The organism is Aliiroseovarius sp. D2-2 (genome assembly GCF_055809455.1).
Window position 1 is genome coordinate 2,483,754 of the sequence record NZ_CM147913.1, and the last position, 14,542, is coordinate 2,498,295.

General features: G+C 56.6%; 11 protein-coding genes and 2 pseudogenes. 7 read left to right on the forward strand and 6 right to left on the reverse strand.

The features are described 5' to 3' along the window. Positions 1-13 precede the first annotated feature (13 nt). Positions 14-908 (reverse strand): annotated as a pseudogene (locus AC0L6A_RS12265) (LysR family transcriptional regulator). A gap of 164 nt (positions 909-1,072) precedes the next feature. Between AC0L6A_RS12265 and AC0L6A_RS12270 the strand changes: the two are divergent. The 7 genes and pseudogenes from AC0L6A_RS12270 to AC0L6A_RS12300 all read left to right on the forward strand — a co-directional run bounded on the left by AC0L6A_RS12270 (position 1,073) and on the right by AC0L6A_RS12300 (position 8,016). Continuing rightward, positions 1,073-2,572, forward strand: coding sequence for a CoA-acylating methylmalonate-semialdehyde dehydrogenase (locus tag AC0L6A_RS12270; protein ID WP_473290383.1), 1,500 nt, complete (start codon positions 1,073-1,075; stop codon positions 2,570-2,572). A gap of 122 nt (positions 2,573-2,694) precedes the next feature. Beyond that, a complete protein-coding gene (locus AC0L6A_RS12275; protein ID WP_473290384.1) occupies positions 2,695-3,846 on the forward strand; it encodes a carboxylate-amine ligase in 1,152 nt (383 codons plus the stop codon). A gap of 139 nt (positions 3,847-3,985) precedes the next feature. Further along, positions 3,986-5,138, forward strand: a pseudogene (locus tag AC0L6A_RS12280) (acyl-CoA dehydrogenase family protein). Next, positions 5,138-6,166, forward strand: coding sequence for a 3-hydroxyisobutyryl-CoA hydrolase (locus AC0L6A_RS12285; protein WP_473290385.1), 1,029 nt, complete (start codon positions 5,138-5,140; stop codon positions 6,164-6,166). Before AC0L6A_RS12280 ends, AC0L6A_RS12285 begins: the two are co-directional and overlap by 1 nt. Next, on the forward strand, positions 6,160-7,050 hold the full coding sequence (gene mmsB / locus AC0L6A_RS12290) for a 3-hydroxyisobutyrate dehydrogenase (RefSeq protein ID WP_473293490.1): 891 nt from the start codon (positions 6,160-6,162) through the stop codon (positions 7,048-7,050). The genes AC0L6A_RS12285 and mmsB overlap by 7 nt, the downstream gene beginning before the upstream one ends. A 25-nt stretch (positions 7,051-7,075) precedes the next feature. Beyond that, positions 7,076-7,735 (forward strand): Crp/Fnr family transcriptional regulator, encoded by a 660-nt coding sequence (locus AC0L6A_RS12295; RefSeq protein ID WP_473290386.1) that lies wholly within the window; start codon positions 7,076-7,078, stop codon positions 7,733-7,735. Positions 7,736-7,812: 77 nt separating this feature from the next. Continuing rightward, the gene (locus AC0L6A_RS12300; protein WP_473290387.1) at positions 7,813-8,016 is read left to right on the forward strand and encodes a YgaP family membrane protein; all 204 of its coding nucleotides are present in this window, start codon (positions 7,813-7,815) and stop codon (positions 8,014-8,016) included. Positions 8,017-8,130: 114 nt separating this feature from the next. Here the strand turns inward: AC0L6A_RS12300 and AC0L6A_RS12305 are convergent, their stop codons facing one another. The 5 genes from AC0L6A_RS12305 to AC0L6A_RS12325 form a co-directional block, all read right to left on the reverse strand. Continuing rightward, positions 8,131-9,522, reverse strand: a complete 1,392-nt coding sequence (locus tag AC0L6A_RS12305; protein WP_473290388.1) for a TRAP transporter large permease — start codon at positions 9,520-9,522, stop codon at positions 8,131-8,133. A 3-nt stretch (positions 9,523-9,525) separates the two neighbouring features. Continuing rightward, positions 9,526-10,185 (reverse strand): TRAP transporter small permease, encoded by a 660-nt coding sequence (locus AC0L6A_RS12310; RefSeq protein WP_473290389.1) that lies wholly within the window; start codon positions 10,183-10,185, stop codon positions 9,526-9,528. A 105-nt stretch (positions 10,186-10,290) separates the two neighbouring features. Next, the gene (locus AC0L6A_RS12315; RefSeq protein ID WP_473290390.1) at positions 10,291-11,292 is read right to left on the reverse strand and encodes a DctP family TRAP transporter solute-binding subunit; all 1,002 of its coding nucleotides are present in this window, start codon (positions 11,290-11,292) and stop codon (positions 10,291-10,293) included. Positions 11,293-11,527: 235 nt separating this feature from the next. Next, positions 11,528-12,769, reverse strand: a complete 1,242-nt coding sequence (locus tag AC0L6A_RS12320; RefSeq protein ID WP_473290391.1) for a sigma-54-dependent transcriptional regulator — start codon at positions 12,767-12,769, stop codon at positions 11,528-11,530. Then, positions 12,766-14,502, reverse strand: a complete 1,737-nt coding sequence (locus tag AC0L6A_RS12325) for a sensor histidine kinase (RefSeq protein WP_473290393.1) — start codon at positions 14,500-14,502, stop codon at positions 12,766-12,768. The genes AC0L6A_RS12320 and AC0L6A_RS12325 overlap by 4 nt, the downstream gene beginning before the upstream one ends. Between the last annotated feature and the right edge of the window lie 40 nt (positions 14,503-14,542).

The following is a 14,542-nucleotide window of genomic DNA, read 5'->3' on the forward strand; positions in this document are numbered from 1 at the left end:
AGTTGCAGCGAAATCAGGTCACCAAACCTTCCAGCCGCGCGACTTCTTCGCGAATTCCGCGCATTAACTCCTCGCCCACTCGTGCGAACCGCTCCATCCGGGCATCCCCTTCGTGACGGACCAAGTAAAACGAGCGTGTGATCGACAATTCGTCGGTCAAAACGCGCTCCAATTCGGGCGCGAAGGGCAGAATGAAATCATGTGTCACCCCCACCCCGCCGCCTTGCCGGACAAGCCCAAGCTGCACGGACACAAGGTTTGACGCGAGGGCTGCTTTCTCAACGCCCAGATACCTCAAGGAAGTCCAATTCGGGATAAAAAATCATGTCCTGAATATAGCCCACCACTGGGTGATTGCGCAGATCGCTTAGATTCTCCAAAGGACCGGATGTGTTCAGATACTGGTGTGACGCAGCAAGATGCAGGTGATAATCAGTGATCTTTTGCACTGTGATCCGGCCAGTCTGAGGCGGCGATACGGTGATCGCCATATCTGCCTCGCGTTTGGACAGATTGATCACGCGTGGAAGGGCTACGATCTGCAACTCAAGCTCTGGATGATCGCGTTGGATGGCTGCGCAAACCTGCGGCAGGATGAAACTGGCACACCCATCCGTCGCCCCGATCCGCACCTGCCCAGACAATTGACCCGATTGCCCTGCCAGTTCATCCACCCCGGACATGACCGCCTGCTCGGCCCGTTCAGCGTGGGAAAGCAGCCGCAGGCCCGCTTCGGTCAACGCGTAGCCCTGCGGAGACTTCGTAAAAAGCGACAATCCCAGTTCAGTTTCCAATTTCGCCACGCGCCGACCCACCGTCGCTGCATCACGCTTTAGAACATGGCCCGCCCGCGACAGGCTTTCCCCGCGCGCAACAGCCAAAAAGACCTTCAGATCATCCCAATCCATAGCTAATCGTTCCCCGCTTTGCGTACAGGATCGGCATTTCGGGATTGAACCCTGCCGCCTTCCCTGCCCTTGCTTTGCAATAATGCAAAATGCTTTTGGAAAACTACCCCTTTTCCCGGCAATTCTGCAAGACTATCCTGCACTCGAATATTGGGAGAAGTACCATGCAAAAACTAGGACACTGGATCAACGGTCAGATGGTCGACGGCACATCAGGCCGCACCGCTGACATTTTCAACCCTGCCACCGGCGAAGTGCAGGCCACCGTAGCACTGGCTACGAAAGCCGAAATGGACGATGCAGTCGCCAAAGCCGCCGAAGCCCAGAAAGCTTGGGGCGCCACCAACCCACAAAAACGCGGTCGTGTGATGATGGCCCTTGTTGGCCTTCTGAACCGTGACATGGACAAGCTGGCCGAGGCGCTGTCGCGCGAGCACGGTAAGACCATCCCCGACGCAAAAGGCGACGTTCAGCGTGGTCTGGAAGTCATCGAATACTGCATCGGTGCTGCCCAGATGATGAAGGGTGAATTCACCGACAGCGCAGGCCCCGGCATCGACATGTACTCTATGCGTCAACCGCTGGGTGTTGTTGCGTCGATCACTCCGTTCAACTTCCCTGCGATGATCCCGCTGTGGGGCATGGGTCCGGCGCTGGCCGCTGGCAACGCGATGATCCTGAAACCGTCCGAGCGTGACCCCTCGGTTCCGATGATGCTGGCTGAGCTGTGCAAAGAAGCCGGCCTGCCCGATGGTGTTCTTCAGGTTGTAAACGGCGACAAAGATGCGGTCGACGCGATCTTGGACAACGAAACCATTCAGGGCGTTGCCTTTGTCGGCTCGACCCCAATTGCGCATTACATCTATTCGCGTGCCACAGCCAACGGCAAACGCGCGCAGTGTTTCGGTGGTGCAAAGAACCACATGATCATCATGCCCGACGCAGATATCGAACAAGCCGCAGACGCGCTGATCGGTGCCGGCTTCGGCGCAGCAGGCGAACGCTGCATGGCGATTTCGGTCGCTGTTCCTGTGGGTAACGAGACCGCAGACAAGCTGCGTGACGCCCTTGTGCCACGCATCGAAAAGCTGAAAGTCGCGCCCTACACCGCAGGTGATGACGTGGATTATGGCCCCGTTGTGACCTCGGCTGCGAAGGAAAACATCCTGCGCTTGATCAACTCGGGTGTGGAACAGGGTGCCGACCTTGTTGTCGACAACCGCGACTTCAAACTGCAGGGCTACGAAGACGGGTTCTTCGTCGGTCCACATTTGTTCGACAATGTCACCACCGACATGGACATCTACAAGCAAGAGATCTTCGGACCGGTTCTGTCGATGGTTCGCGCCGAAAACTATGAAGAGGCCCTTGGCCACGCGATGGATCACGAATACGGTAACGGCACCGCGATCTTCACCCGTGACGGTGATACGGCTCGTGATTTCGCCAACCGGATCAACATCGGTATGGTCGGCATCAACGTGCCAATCCCGGTTCCGCTGGCCTATCACACCTTTGGCGGCTGGAAGAAATCGGGCTTTGGTGACCTGAACCAGCACGGCCCGGACGCGTTCAAGTTCTACACGCGCACCAAGACCGTGACCCAGCGCTGGCCGTCGGGCATCAAAGAAGGTGGCGAGTTTAACTTCAAAGCCATGGACTAAAACCACATTTGGTTTGAACGAAACGCCCCGGTTTTCATCGGGGCGTTTCGCGTTTCCGGGCCTGTTTTTGCCTCGGCGCTTGTTCAATTGCCAATCTCTTGCCAAACTGCCCTTGCGCGACGATGACACAAGGAATGGCCATGGCCCGAGAAACTCCTACGTTTTCCATCGGCATCGAGGAAGAGTATCTTCTGGTCGATCGTGACAGTTTTGCCCTGCAAGAAGCCCCGGAAGAAATGATGGAAGCCTGCCGTGCCGAGCTGGAAGGTCAGGTCAGTCCAGAATACCTGCAGTGCCAGATCGAAATCGGCACTCGTGTCTGCGCCAACATCTCGGAAGCACGCGATGATCTAAAACGCCTGCGAGCGTCCGTTGCAAAAAACGCAAATGACTATGGGCTGGCCCCCATCGCAGCAAGTTGCCACCCCTTCGCCAATTGGAAAGACCAGCATCACGTCAACAAAGATCGCTACAACGACCTGCGTCGCGATCTGGCCGGCGTAGTTCGTCGGATGGTGATTTGCGGGATGCATGTGCATGTGGGCATTCCGGATTCCGACACGCGCATCGACCTTGTAAACCAGCTTACCTACTTTCTTCCGCATCTTCTGGCGATGTCCGCCAGCTCGCCTTTCTGGCAGGGCGAAGATACTGGGCTCGCGTCGTATCGTTTGACGGTTTTTGATAACCTGCCGCGTACGGGTTTGCCCCCGCAACTTGGCAGTTGGTCCGAATATGAACGCTCGGTCCAAGCTCTGGTGGATATCGGGGTGATTGAAGACAGTTCAAAAATTTGGTGGGATCTGCGCCCATCGGCACGGTTCCCGACCATCGAAGCACGTATCTGCGATGTGCAACCACGGCTTGAGGACACACTGTCACTGGCAGCACTAATCCAGTGCCTGACGCGCATGTTGTGGCGATTAAAAGCCAAGAACCAACGCTGGCGCTTGTATGATAATTTCCTGATCGGCGAGAACCGCTGGAGGGCGCAACGCTATGGCGTTTCGGGCGGATTGATCGACTTTGGTGTGGGTGAAATTGCCCCGTTTGATGAGCTGCTGAATGAGATGATCGAACTGGTCACAGAAGATGCCGAGGTGTTGGGGTGCGTTAGAGAAATCGAAGCGGCGCGCCACATCCTGACCGGCGGCACGCCAGCCGACCGACAACGCGCTGTTTTCCAAGACAGCATTCAGGCAGAAAAACCAACAGATGAAGACCTGCGCGATGTGGTTCGCCATTTGGTCGATGCCTTTCACGACGGGCTGTAAGTACCGTATTTCTACGTGGTTTTTCGTAGGCTTAGACCCAAGTAAATCACAGTGAACGGCAAAACAGAGACGGCGCTTGAAAAACTCCTGTAAGGATTGCGCCATATCCTGCGCCAAGACACGTGGATGGGAGAACCAGATGGATTTTGCGCTGACCGAGGAACAGACCCTCATTTTCGACATGGCCAAAAGCTTTGGCGAAGAGAATATCGCACCCAATTCCGAAAAGTGGGAGGCCGAAGAAACCATCCCGAAAGAGCTTTGGCCTCAGCTGGCTGAACTGGGTTTTGGTGGCATCTATGTGTCCGAAGAATACGGCGGGTCGGGCCTGTCGCGCCTTGACGCCACGCTGATTTTCGAAGCGCTTGCTATGGCCGATCCAGCAATTGGGTCGTTCCTGTCGATCCACAATATGTGCGGCGGGATGATCGACAAGTTCGGCAAGGAAGAAGACAAGCAAAAATGGCTGCCTGCCCTGTGTTCGATGGAAAAAGTCTTTTCGTACTGTCTGACTGAACCGGGCTCTGGTTCCGACGCAGCCGCACTGAAAACCCGCGCTGAAAAAACCAACGAAGGCTACGTGTTGAACGGCAACAAGGCCTTCATCTCGGGCGGCGGTTATTCAGACGTTTACGTCACCATGTGCCGCACCGGCGAAGATGGCCCCAAGGGCATTTCGACCGTTGTGGTCGAAGACGGCACGCCAGGTCTGAGCTTTGGCGCGAATGAGCGTAAGATGGGCTGGAAAGCACAGCCAACATCGCAGGTGCAATTCGATGATTGCGCCATACCTCATGAAAACCTGCTGGGCGAAGAAGGCAAAGGTTTCACCTATGCTATGGCCGGTCTTGATGGTGGACGTCTAAACATCTCGGCTGGTGCTTTGGGTGGTGCGCAGAAAGCTCTGGATCCTGACGTTGCAATATATGGGCGAGCGCAAAGCCTTCGGCAAAACCATCGACCAGTTCCAAGCCCTGCAGTTCCGTCTGGCGGAGTATGAGACCCGTCTTCAGGCCTCGCGCACCTTCCTGCGTCAGGCCGCATGGAAGCTGGACAATGGTGCGCATGACGCGTCGAAGTTCTGTGCCATGGCGAAGCTGATGGTGACCGACGCGGCGTTTGATGTGGCCAATGGATGCCTGCAACTGCATGGCGGCTATGGTTATCTGTCGGACTACGGGATCGAAAAAATTGTGCGTGACCTGCGCGTGCACCAGATCCTTGAAGGCACGAACGAGATCATGCGCCTGATCGTCGGACGCCAGTTGCTGGTCGAGCGCGACCGCGGCTGATGTCTGACATCTTTATCCGCAAAGAAGGCAAAGCCGGACGGATCACTCTGACCCGCCCGGACGCGCTGAATGCTCTCAGCTATGACATGTGTCTGGCCATCGACGCGGCCCTAATCAAATGGGCCAATGATGACGAAGTGGCACTGATCCTGATCGACGCTGAGGGCGACCGCGCCTTCTGTGCAGGTGGCGACATTCGCGAGATTTACGAGATTGGTCTATCGGGCGATCACACCCGCGCGCAGGAATTCTGGCGCGACGAATACCGCATGAACGCGCGCCTGTTCGAATTCCCCAAACCTGTGGTCAGCTTCATGCAGGGCTTCACCATGGGCGGCGGCGTCGGCGTTGGCTGCCACGGATCACACCGGATCATGGCACGCTCGTCCAAAATGGCGATGCCGGAATGCGGGATTGGACTGGTGCCAGATGTGGGTGGCTCGTTGATCTTGGCTCATGCACCGGGACGACTGGGCGAATATATAGGCATGACCGGCGCGCGCCTTGCACCGGGTGATGCGATCCACGCGGGCTTTGCCGATTACGTAATCCGACAGGCGGAATGGGACGCGCTGAAAGCGGACCTGATCCGCACGGGCGACCCAAGCCATATCGACGAGGCCGCGATCCCGCCGATCCCCGGCAATCTGTCGGCGATGCAACCGATGATCGACGCCCATTTCGGCGGCGGCAGCTTGGGCGAGATTGTCGCGTCCCTGCGCGCCGAAGACAGCCAGTTTACCGAAAACACGCTGGAGCTTCTAAGTCGGAACTCACCTCTATCGATGGCCTGCACAGTCGAAATGCTACACCGCATGTCGGACACCCGTGACGTCCGCACGTCGCTCGAACTGGAATACCGCTTCGTCTATCGTGCGCTAGAACATTCCGACCTGGTCGAGGGCATTCGTGCCGCAGTGATCGACAAGGACCGCACCCCGAACTGGGAATACGACATGGAAAACCTGCCGCAAGAGGCAGTCGAACACATGCTTGCGCCTTTGGGCGACAACAAACTGACATTTTAGGGAGATCTGCCATGAAAATCGGATTTATCGGACTGGGTAATATGGGTGGCCCGATGGCCGCAAACTTGGCCAAGGCCGGCCACGAAGTCACCGGCTTTGACATGGCCAAGGTCGAGATCGAAGGCGTCACGCTGGCAAGCTCGGGCGCTGAAGCTGCCACCGGACAAGACGTAGTCGTCACCATGCTGCCCAATGGTCAAATTCTGCGTGCTGTCGCCAATGAAATCATCCCCGCGATGGACAAGGGCGCGGCATTTGTGGACTGCTCGACCGTCGATGTGGAAAGCGCACGCGCCGTGGCGGAACAGGCCACAGCCGCAGGCCTTCTGCCTGTCGACGCACCTGTCTCTGGCGGTGTCGGTGGGGCTTCTGGCGGCACACTGACCTTCATGGCGGGCGGCTCGGCAGATGCTTTTGCGAAAGCCGATCCCTTGTTTGACATTATGGGCCAGAAAGCCGTGCATTGTGGCGACAGCGGTGCGGGTCAAGCTGCTAAGATCTGCAACAACATGATCCTTGGCATCACCATGATCGGCACCTGCGAAGCCTTCGCGCTGGCCGACAAGTTGGGTCTGGATCGTCAAAAAATGTTTGACGTTGTGTCGACGTCATCGGGGTACAGCTGGACAATGAATGCCTATTGCCCCGCGCCGGGCGTTGGACCTGCTTCGCCCGCTGACAACGACTATCAGCCGGGCTTTGCGGCTGAACTGATGTTGAAAGACTTGCGCCTGTCTCAGCAAGCCGCTGAGGCAGCAGACGCCGACACCCCAATGGGTCAGGCCGCGACAGACCTCTACACGCAATTCGTTGAGAACGAAGACGGGTTGGGCATGGATTTCTCGGCCATGTTGCCGCGGTTTGAAAAACGCGGTCGCAGCTAAGGCGCAATCGGTCTAGCTTGTCGTCATGAGCTGGACCGAACATACCGACGAGATCGCAACGCTGGACGCCCCTGCCCGCGCACTTCTGGACACGTTCACGCCAATGGACGTCCCAAAGGGTGCGGTTCTGTTTTGCCCCGGTGAGGCCGTGAAAGGCTACGTCGTCATGCTGTCCGGACAGGTTGACGTGAACCTGATCGGCCCAAACGGACGCGATATCCTGCTGTATCGCGTGGCACCGGGTCAAAGCTGCATTCAATCCACATTGGGCCTTCTGGGCGGGGATGATTACACCGCTGAAGCGATGGCCGAGACCCCGGCCCGCCTTGTCCTGATCCCGCGCGATGTGTTCTTTGCCCTTCTGGACAGCTCACCCGGATTTCGACGGCTCGTTTTCGGTGCCTTTGCCGAACGCATGCAATCCATGATGCAGCTGATCGAGAATGTGTCCTTCATGACGGTCGAGGCCCGTTTGGCAGCGCTTATACTGGACCGTTCTGGCCCGGATGGGTGCTTGCATATGACGCAAGCCGAGATGGCAACAGCCATTGGAACCGCGCGCGAGGTGATCTCGCGCAGGTTGGATAAGATGGCGCAATCAGGATCGGTGGCGCATGAACGCGGTGTGGTGACCATTCTGGACCGCAAAGCGCTGAATAGTTTCGTCAACGGGGCAGCTTTTTAACATCCTGTGTGACCACGTCACATGCCTTTCCAACCCATCGGGTCTAGTCTGAAAGCAGACAAGGAAAGGAACTCATCATGTTCAAGAAAAACACAGGAAATCTGGATCGCATCGCACGCATCGTTGTGGGTCTTGCCCTTCTGGGGTGGTACTTTTTCGCAGGCGGTCCAATCTGGTCGTTGATCGGCATTGTGCCGTTGGCAACAGGCGCGTTGGGGTTTTGCGGGCTCTATACCCTTTTGGGGGTCAACACCTGCAAACTGAAAAACAACGTTCAGTAATTCGCAACCAATGCCGTCTATATCGGTATAGGTAGTGAGTGGAATAGTATACGCCGGGCCCCAAAAAGGCCCGGCGCTGTTGTTTTGGAGGGGCAGCACGACGCTGCCCCTTCTCTATTTCGTGATGATCTCTGGTCCCATCAGCAAGGTTGGCAACCATGTGGACAGGAACGGGATATAGGTCACCATGATCAGGAAGACGAAGAGCACAGCAAGAAACGGCGCAGCCGCCTTCACGACTTTCATCATCGGCATACCTGCCACGCCCGAGGTCACGAAGAGGTTCAGACCAACCGGAGGCGTGATCATCCCGATCTCCATGTTCACCACCATGATGATGCCCAGATGGATCGGATCTACGCCCAGCTCAATCGCAATCGGGAAGACCAGCGGGGCCACGATCACGATCAGGCCTGACGGTTCCATGAACTGACCACCAATCAACAAGATCACGTTCACGATGATCAGGAACATGATCTTGCCAAATCCTGCCGACAGCATTGCATTTGCGATCTGCTGCGGGATTTGCTCGTCCGTCAAAACATGCTTCAGGATCAGCGCGTTGGCGATGATGAACATCAGCGTGATGGTCAGGCGACCGGCCTCGAACAGCGTGTTGCGCGTGTCTTTATGGAAGAAGGCAGTGATCAGCGCTTGCGGCTTTTGCAAAAGGCTTTTCTTGCCGTCTCCGGAATCGGCCAGCGGCCCCATGTCGCGATAGATGAAGGTCGCGACGATAAACGCATAGACCGAGGCAACAGCGGCCGCTTCGGTTGGTGTAAACAAAGCCCCCGTGACACCGGGAATGCCGTAGATGCCAACCATGATGATCACGATCAGAAGAAGGCCCCAAAGCGCGTCCGAGAAGCTTGAGAGGATCTCGCGCCAGCCTGCAAAATCGCCTTTGGGCATGTCTTTGATGGTGGCGATCACATAGATCGCAATCATCAGCAACAGGCCCGCCAAGATGCCGGGAATGACGCCTGCTAGGAACATGCGACCCACGGACACTTCGACGGAAGACGCATAGACCACCATCACGATCGAGGGCGGGATTAGGATGCCCAGTGTGCCCGCGTTACAGATCACACCAGCGGCGAAATCCTTGGAATAACCGACCTGCTGCATCGCTGCGATCACGATGGTACCGATCGCCACAACCGTCGCAGGGGATGAGCCCGACAAAGCGGCAAACAACATACAGGCAAAGACGCCCGCAATCGCCAGACCGCCACGGAAGTGACCCACACAAGCAATCGAGAAACGGATGATCCGCGCCGCGACGCCGCCGGTGGACATGAAGCTTGAAGCCAGAATGAAGAACGGGATCGCAAGAAGCGTATAGTGCCCGGCTTCAGCTTGGTAAAAGCTCTGCGCAACCGACGCCAATGACGTGTCCGAGAAGATGAGCAGGAAGATGATCGAGCTCATGCCCAGCGCAACCGCAATCGGCACACCGATCATCAAAAAGCCGATGACCATGGCAAAGAGGAAAATGACGTCCATGGATTATTCCTCCCACTGGTTGTCTTTGAGTTGATCGATCTCGTCTTCAACCTCGTGGCTGACGATCAAGGCTTCTTGCTGGCCGCGCCAAATGCGCATCGTGGCCTGAATGAAACGGTACAGAAGTAAGCCCACACCAACTGGCAAGATGGAATAAGGGATCACGCGGGGCAGTTTGTCATAGGTCTCGCCCTGATTGATCAGCCCCTCTAGGAAGCGAAAGATTTCGGGCATCGGCACCTGATCGGTGATGTACCAAGCTTGGTCGCGGGTTTTTTCGAACCCGGTTGGGAACCAGCGGCCCGACGTGCGATCGAGCGCAGCGTAAGGTGCCCAGTAATCCCATGCCCCTTTCAGAAGCAGAAAGGAATAAATGATACAGATGGCCCCGGCGATCAATGCCACCACCCGGCGGGTGCGCGGTGCCATCATGTTGGTCAGGGCATCAACCCCAAGATGGGCGGTGACCTTCACACCGTAGCTTACGCCGAAAAGCACAAGCCAAGCGAATAGGATCAGGGTTACTTCCAGACCCCAGATGATCGCGCTGTTGAACACGTAGCGCATCACAACGTTTACGAATGTAATCATCACCATCAGGCCAAGCAGGATCGAGATTACCGTCTCTTCGAAGCCTTTGGTGTTATGTGTATGAGAACTCATGGCTGTCCCCTCCCCATGAGGATGGGCCGCGTGCCGTCAGGCCGGGCCGATGTATGGAGGATGCAAGGGCCACGCCGTACAAAGCGCGGCCCCTGACAGGCAAGCTTAGTGCATGCCGTTGATTTTTTGGGCTTCCGCGATGTTTTCCGCGCCCACGTCACCTTCGAACTGAGTCCAAACAGGCTTCATGGCGTCAACCCATGCGGTGCGTTGTTCGTCAGTCAGCTGACGCACGGTGCTGCCTGCATCGACCACCGCCTGCTTGGCGGCTTCGTTCACTGCGAAGGCTTCGCCGTTGCGGGTCATGGTCACTTCTTTCATGATCGTGGCCAGCTGGTCGCGTACGTCCGCATCCAGACCTTCCCACCAATCCACATTAGTCACGACCAGATAGTCGATGATGCCGTGGTTGGTTTCGGTGATGCCGTCCTGCACTTCGAAGAACTTCTTGCCGTAGATGTTCGACCAGGTGTTTTCCTGACCATCAACAACACCCTGCTGCAAGGCACCGTAGACTTCCGAGAAGGCCATGGGCTGAGGGCTTGCGCCAATCGCTTCCATCTGGGCAACCAGAACGTCCGAGGTTTGAACGCGGAATTTTAGACCGGCTGCGTCGGTCGGCAGTTCAAGCGGTTTGTTGGCCGAAAACTGCTTCAGACCATTGTGCCAGAACGCCAGGCCCAGAAGACCGCGACGGGTCATCGATTCTTTCATCGCCTGACCGGTTTCCGACTGCTGGAACGCATCCACAGCATCCATGTTTTTGAACATGAATGGCAGGTCAAAGATACGGAATTGCTTGGTGAAAGCTTCGAACTTCGACAGCGAAGGCGCTGCCATCTGCACGTCGCCCTGAAGCATTGCTTCCAGAACTTGGTTGTCGTTGTAAAGCGTCGAGTTCGGGTAGACCTCCATACAGGCCTTGCCGTTCATTTCGTCGTTCACGCGTTGCTCAAGCAGCGAAGCGGCGATGCCCTTCGGGTGCTTGTCGGTGTTGGTAACGTGGCTGAACTTGATGACGATCTCGCCGTCATCACAGGCCGCATTTGCGGTGGTGACAGAAGCGGCAATGGCAATGGCCGAGGCCGCAAGGGTCAGGAATTTCATGTGGTGTCCTCCCAGACAGATATTAGAAAGCGCCCATTTTGGGCAGCTGCCTTATTGGGTCACGGGAAAGTGACAGCGCCAAGGGGAAGCGCCCAATACCAAATAAAATCCGGTTTGTGCTTTAATTTTCAGTCTATTACGCAGAAACCAACCCTTTGCATGCCAGCTTTGCATCAGCGGCATGGGCGGGATGTCACACAGCACATTCGGCGATTTGTGCGGATTTTCACACAGATCAGGCGCGGTAGTCTTCAGGGCGAATCCCATGACGCGCAAGTTTGTCATAGAAAGTTTTTCGCGGCAGTTTCAGCTCTTTCGCCGCTGCCGTTGCACCACCTACATGGCGTTTTAGCGCATCCATCAAAAGCGAGCGTTCAACCTGCGCCAGTTGCTCGGACAAACCAAGCCCGACGGCATCGTGCGGATTGTCCAATTCAGCCAATCCAAGCCCCATAGAGAACCGCATCGCGGCATTCATCAAAGCCCGCGCATTCCCCGGCCAATCCTGTGCCATGAGCTGTGCAATCACGTCGCGACCAACTTCAGGCGGGGTCAATGCCGCTTGCTCGGCGGCAATCGAAACATAGTGTCGGAACAACACCGGAATATCGTCTTTTCGCTCGCGCAAGGCAGGTATTCGGATCCGCAGAAGATCCAGTTTGTAAAACAAATCTGCGTTGAACCGTCCCGCGCGTTGTTCTTCATCCAAGTCTCGATAGCTGCCGGCTACAACACGCCAGCTTCCAGGCTCATCCAGAAGTTCAAGCAATTGAAACTGCGTCGCCGCACCTAGCGCAGCAACCTCGTCTAAAAACAATGTGCCGCCTTCTGCGCGTTTCACGCCAATCGCCAAATCCCGGGGGGATAGCCCCGCGGCGGCCAGTTTGACAAAGGGGCGCGTGGCATCACCCGATAGCAGATGGAGCACTTCGGCAACTTTTGATGTCCCTGAACCCGGTTCTCCGCATATCAGGACCTCTGCCTTGGTGCGTGCTGCTGCACGAACGCGTGCGCGCAAATCCTCGGCCATATCACTTTCACCAAAAAGAAGTCGGGCCGCTGCATCTCCGGTTTCGGCCTTGGCACGGAGGGCTCGGTTTTCCAACACCAGCACGCGCGTCTGAATGGCCCGTCCAATAACCGCAAGCAGGATGCTGGGATCACATGGCTTTTCCAAGAAATCAAAGGCACCTTCCGACATACCTCGCACGGCGGTTGGGATATCGCCTTCGCCCGTTAGCAGAATTATTGGTAGCTCGGGATCAACGGCTTGCGCTTGTTTCAACAACGCGAACCCATCTTTACCGGGCATACGAATGTCTGAAAGGACCACACCCGGAAACCCCATCGTGATATGGTCCTTGGCCTCGACATAACTGCCCGCGGAAATAACCGTCAGGCCTGCCAGTTCAAGTGTTTGGCCAAGTGCTTCGCGCACCATCATATCGTCATCCACCAACAACACTGATTGCGTCATTCCGTGTCCTCCCAATACGGCAGCTCAACCGTAAATATGGCGCCGTTTTCGCAGTTCCGTCCGCGAATGTCGCCTCCGAAACTTTGCACCAAACCGTACGAGATCGACAGGCCCAGCCCCATGCCATCTTCACCAACCTGTTTGGTCGAAAAGAAGGGTTCAAATATCCGATCGGGGTCTTCAATACCCGGCCCGGTATCGCGCACAGTTACGGATAGTTTTTCACCCTTGTTGATCGCTATGTGAATATTCCGCTGATCCTGATCCAGCATCGCGTCTGCTGCGTTGTTGATAAGGTTCACAAAGACCTGTGAAAGCCGCACTTCCCCAGCTTTTGCAAAAACCGGATCGGATGGAGGCACCCAGTCAAGCGCAATACCATCCGCCTTAAGACGTGGCTCAGTCAGCTCTATCGCGGTCGATACCACGTGACCCAAATCCACCTTTCCCATCGGCTCGTTTTCGTTGCGGGCAAACGCCCGCAGGTTTTTGATGATCCGCCCCATCCGGTGCGCCAGTTCTGAGATACGCGTCAGGTTTTGTCCCGCATTGGCCTCCTGCCCGCGCTCTAAAAACAATGTGGCATTTTCCGAGAAACTGCGGATGGCCATCAAAGGTTGGTTCAACTCGTGACTGATGCCCGCTGACATCTGCCCCAAGGCCGAAAGCTTTCCGGCCTGCACAAGATCATCCTGTGCCTTTTTCAAAGCTGCTTCTGCTTCGCGCCGTTCCCGGTTTTCTCGCTGCAAATCCACGTTGGCTTCGGACAGGGCCATTGTGCGTTCCGCCACCCGCGCTTCAAGCCGGGCATTGGCGGCGGCTTCGATCCGAAGCCGTTCGTTCAACGCCCGCCTGCGTTCACCGACAGCAAGCAGCAAGCCACCGATGCCCAAGCAGATTGCAGCCGCAATTGCCGCCAAAAGCGCCGCACTGCGTTCGGCAGGCGTGGTATCGAGCAAGATCTCCCCGCTCAGCCCGACGACGGGCAGGCTGCGGGTCAGGTGCAGCGCGCGGTCAGGCAGGTAGGGCCCAGCCTCAAGCTGCCAAACCTCGTGACCGGTCCAGCTGGAACTGCTGCTGTTTAGAAATCGTTCAGTCGGGCGGGCGACATTCACAAGGTCCAACCGATTGGCCGCAAAGACACGTTCGCCGTTCAGTGTGAAAAACAATGCCGCTGCGGTTGAAGGCCAGTTTTCCTCGAAATCCAGCAGGTCTGTGCGCGCAATCACCGCCCCTTGGCTTTGGCCCGCTCTGTCCAGAACGGGTGCGGCAAACGAAAACACCCGCCGCGTTGTGCCTTTAACCTGCGCTTGAAACCGCGCATCAGCGCCAAGTGCGCCAGTCAAAGCGCGATGGATCAAAGGGCTTGAAGGGTCAAGTTGCATCGCGGTTCGGTGCGACGCTGCCAACACCTGCCCTTCCCGATCAATCAACAAAAGCTGATGCGCCCCTGTCATATCGGCCATGGATTGAAGCAGCTGATCCGCGGCTTCCAACTGTGCATCTTTCAATCGGCTTTTCAGGACAGGATGCTCTGCCAACACCACCGCAAGTTCACGATAGCGAAACAGGTGACGTGTCAACTGATCCGAGGCCAGTGCCAGCTCGGACGACGCTTGCTCGGCCAATGGCTTTAGCGCAGCGCGCCAAGCAGCGGCCCAGACCCCCGCACTGATCAGCAGTGTCCCAAGAAGAAAGGGAAAAACCCATTTCGTATGCAAGAAGCGAAACATGGGGGCGAGCATAGGAAGCAGGCCTTGCATTGACCAGCAG

What these genes read in the sequence shown, in the direction of transcription:
- AC0L6A_RS12270 (WP_473290383.1), top strand. Translation starts at nt 1,073, where the DNA reads ATGCAAAAACTAGGACACTGGATCAACGGTCAGATGGTCGACGGCACA.
- AC0L6A_RS12275 (WP_473290384.1), top strand. Translation starts at nt 2,695, where the DNA reads ATGACACAAGGAATGGCCATGGCCCGAGAAACTCCTACGTTTTCCATC.
- AC0L6A_RS12285 (WP_473290385.1), top strand. Translation starts at nt 5,138, where the DNA reads ATGTCTGACATCTTTATCCGCAAAGAAGGCAAAGCCGGACGGATCACT.
- AC0L6A_RS12295 (WP_473290386.1), top strand. Translation starts at nt 7,076, where the DNA reads ATGAGCTGGACCGAACATACCGACGAGATCGCAACGCTGGACGCCCCT.
- AC0L6A_RS12300 (WP_473290387.1), top strand. Translation starts at nt 7,813, where the DNA reads ATGTTCAAGAAAAACACAGGAAATCTGGATCGCATCGCACGCATCGTT.
- AC0L6A_RS12305 (WP_473290388.1), bottom strand. Translation starts at nt 9,522, where the DNA reads ATGGACGTCATTTTCCTCTTTGCCATGGTCATCGGCTTTTTGATGATC.
- AC0L6A_RS12310 (WP_473290389.1), bottom strand. Translation starts at nt 10,185, where the DNA reads ATGAGTTCTCATACACATAACACCAAAGGCTTCGAAGAGACGGTAATC.
- AC0L6A_RS12315 (WP_473290390.1), bottom strand. Translation starts at nt 11,292, where the DNA reads ATGAAATTCCTGACCCTTGCGGCCTCGGCCATTGCCATTGCCGCTTCT.
- AC0L6A_RS12320 (WP_473290391.1), bottom strand. Translation starts at nt 12,769, where the DNA reads ATGACGCAATCAGTGTTGTTGGTGGATGACGATATGATGGTGCGCGAA.
- AC0L6A_RS12325 (WP_473290393.1), bottom strand. Translation starts at nt 14,502, where the DNA reads ATGTTTCGCTTCTTGCATACGAAATGGGTTTTTCCCTTTCTTCTTGGG.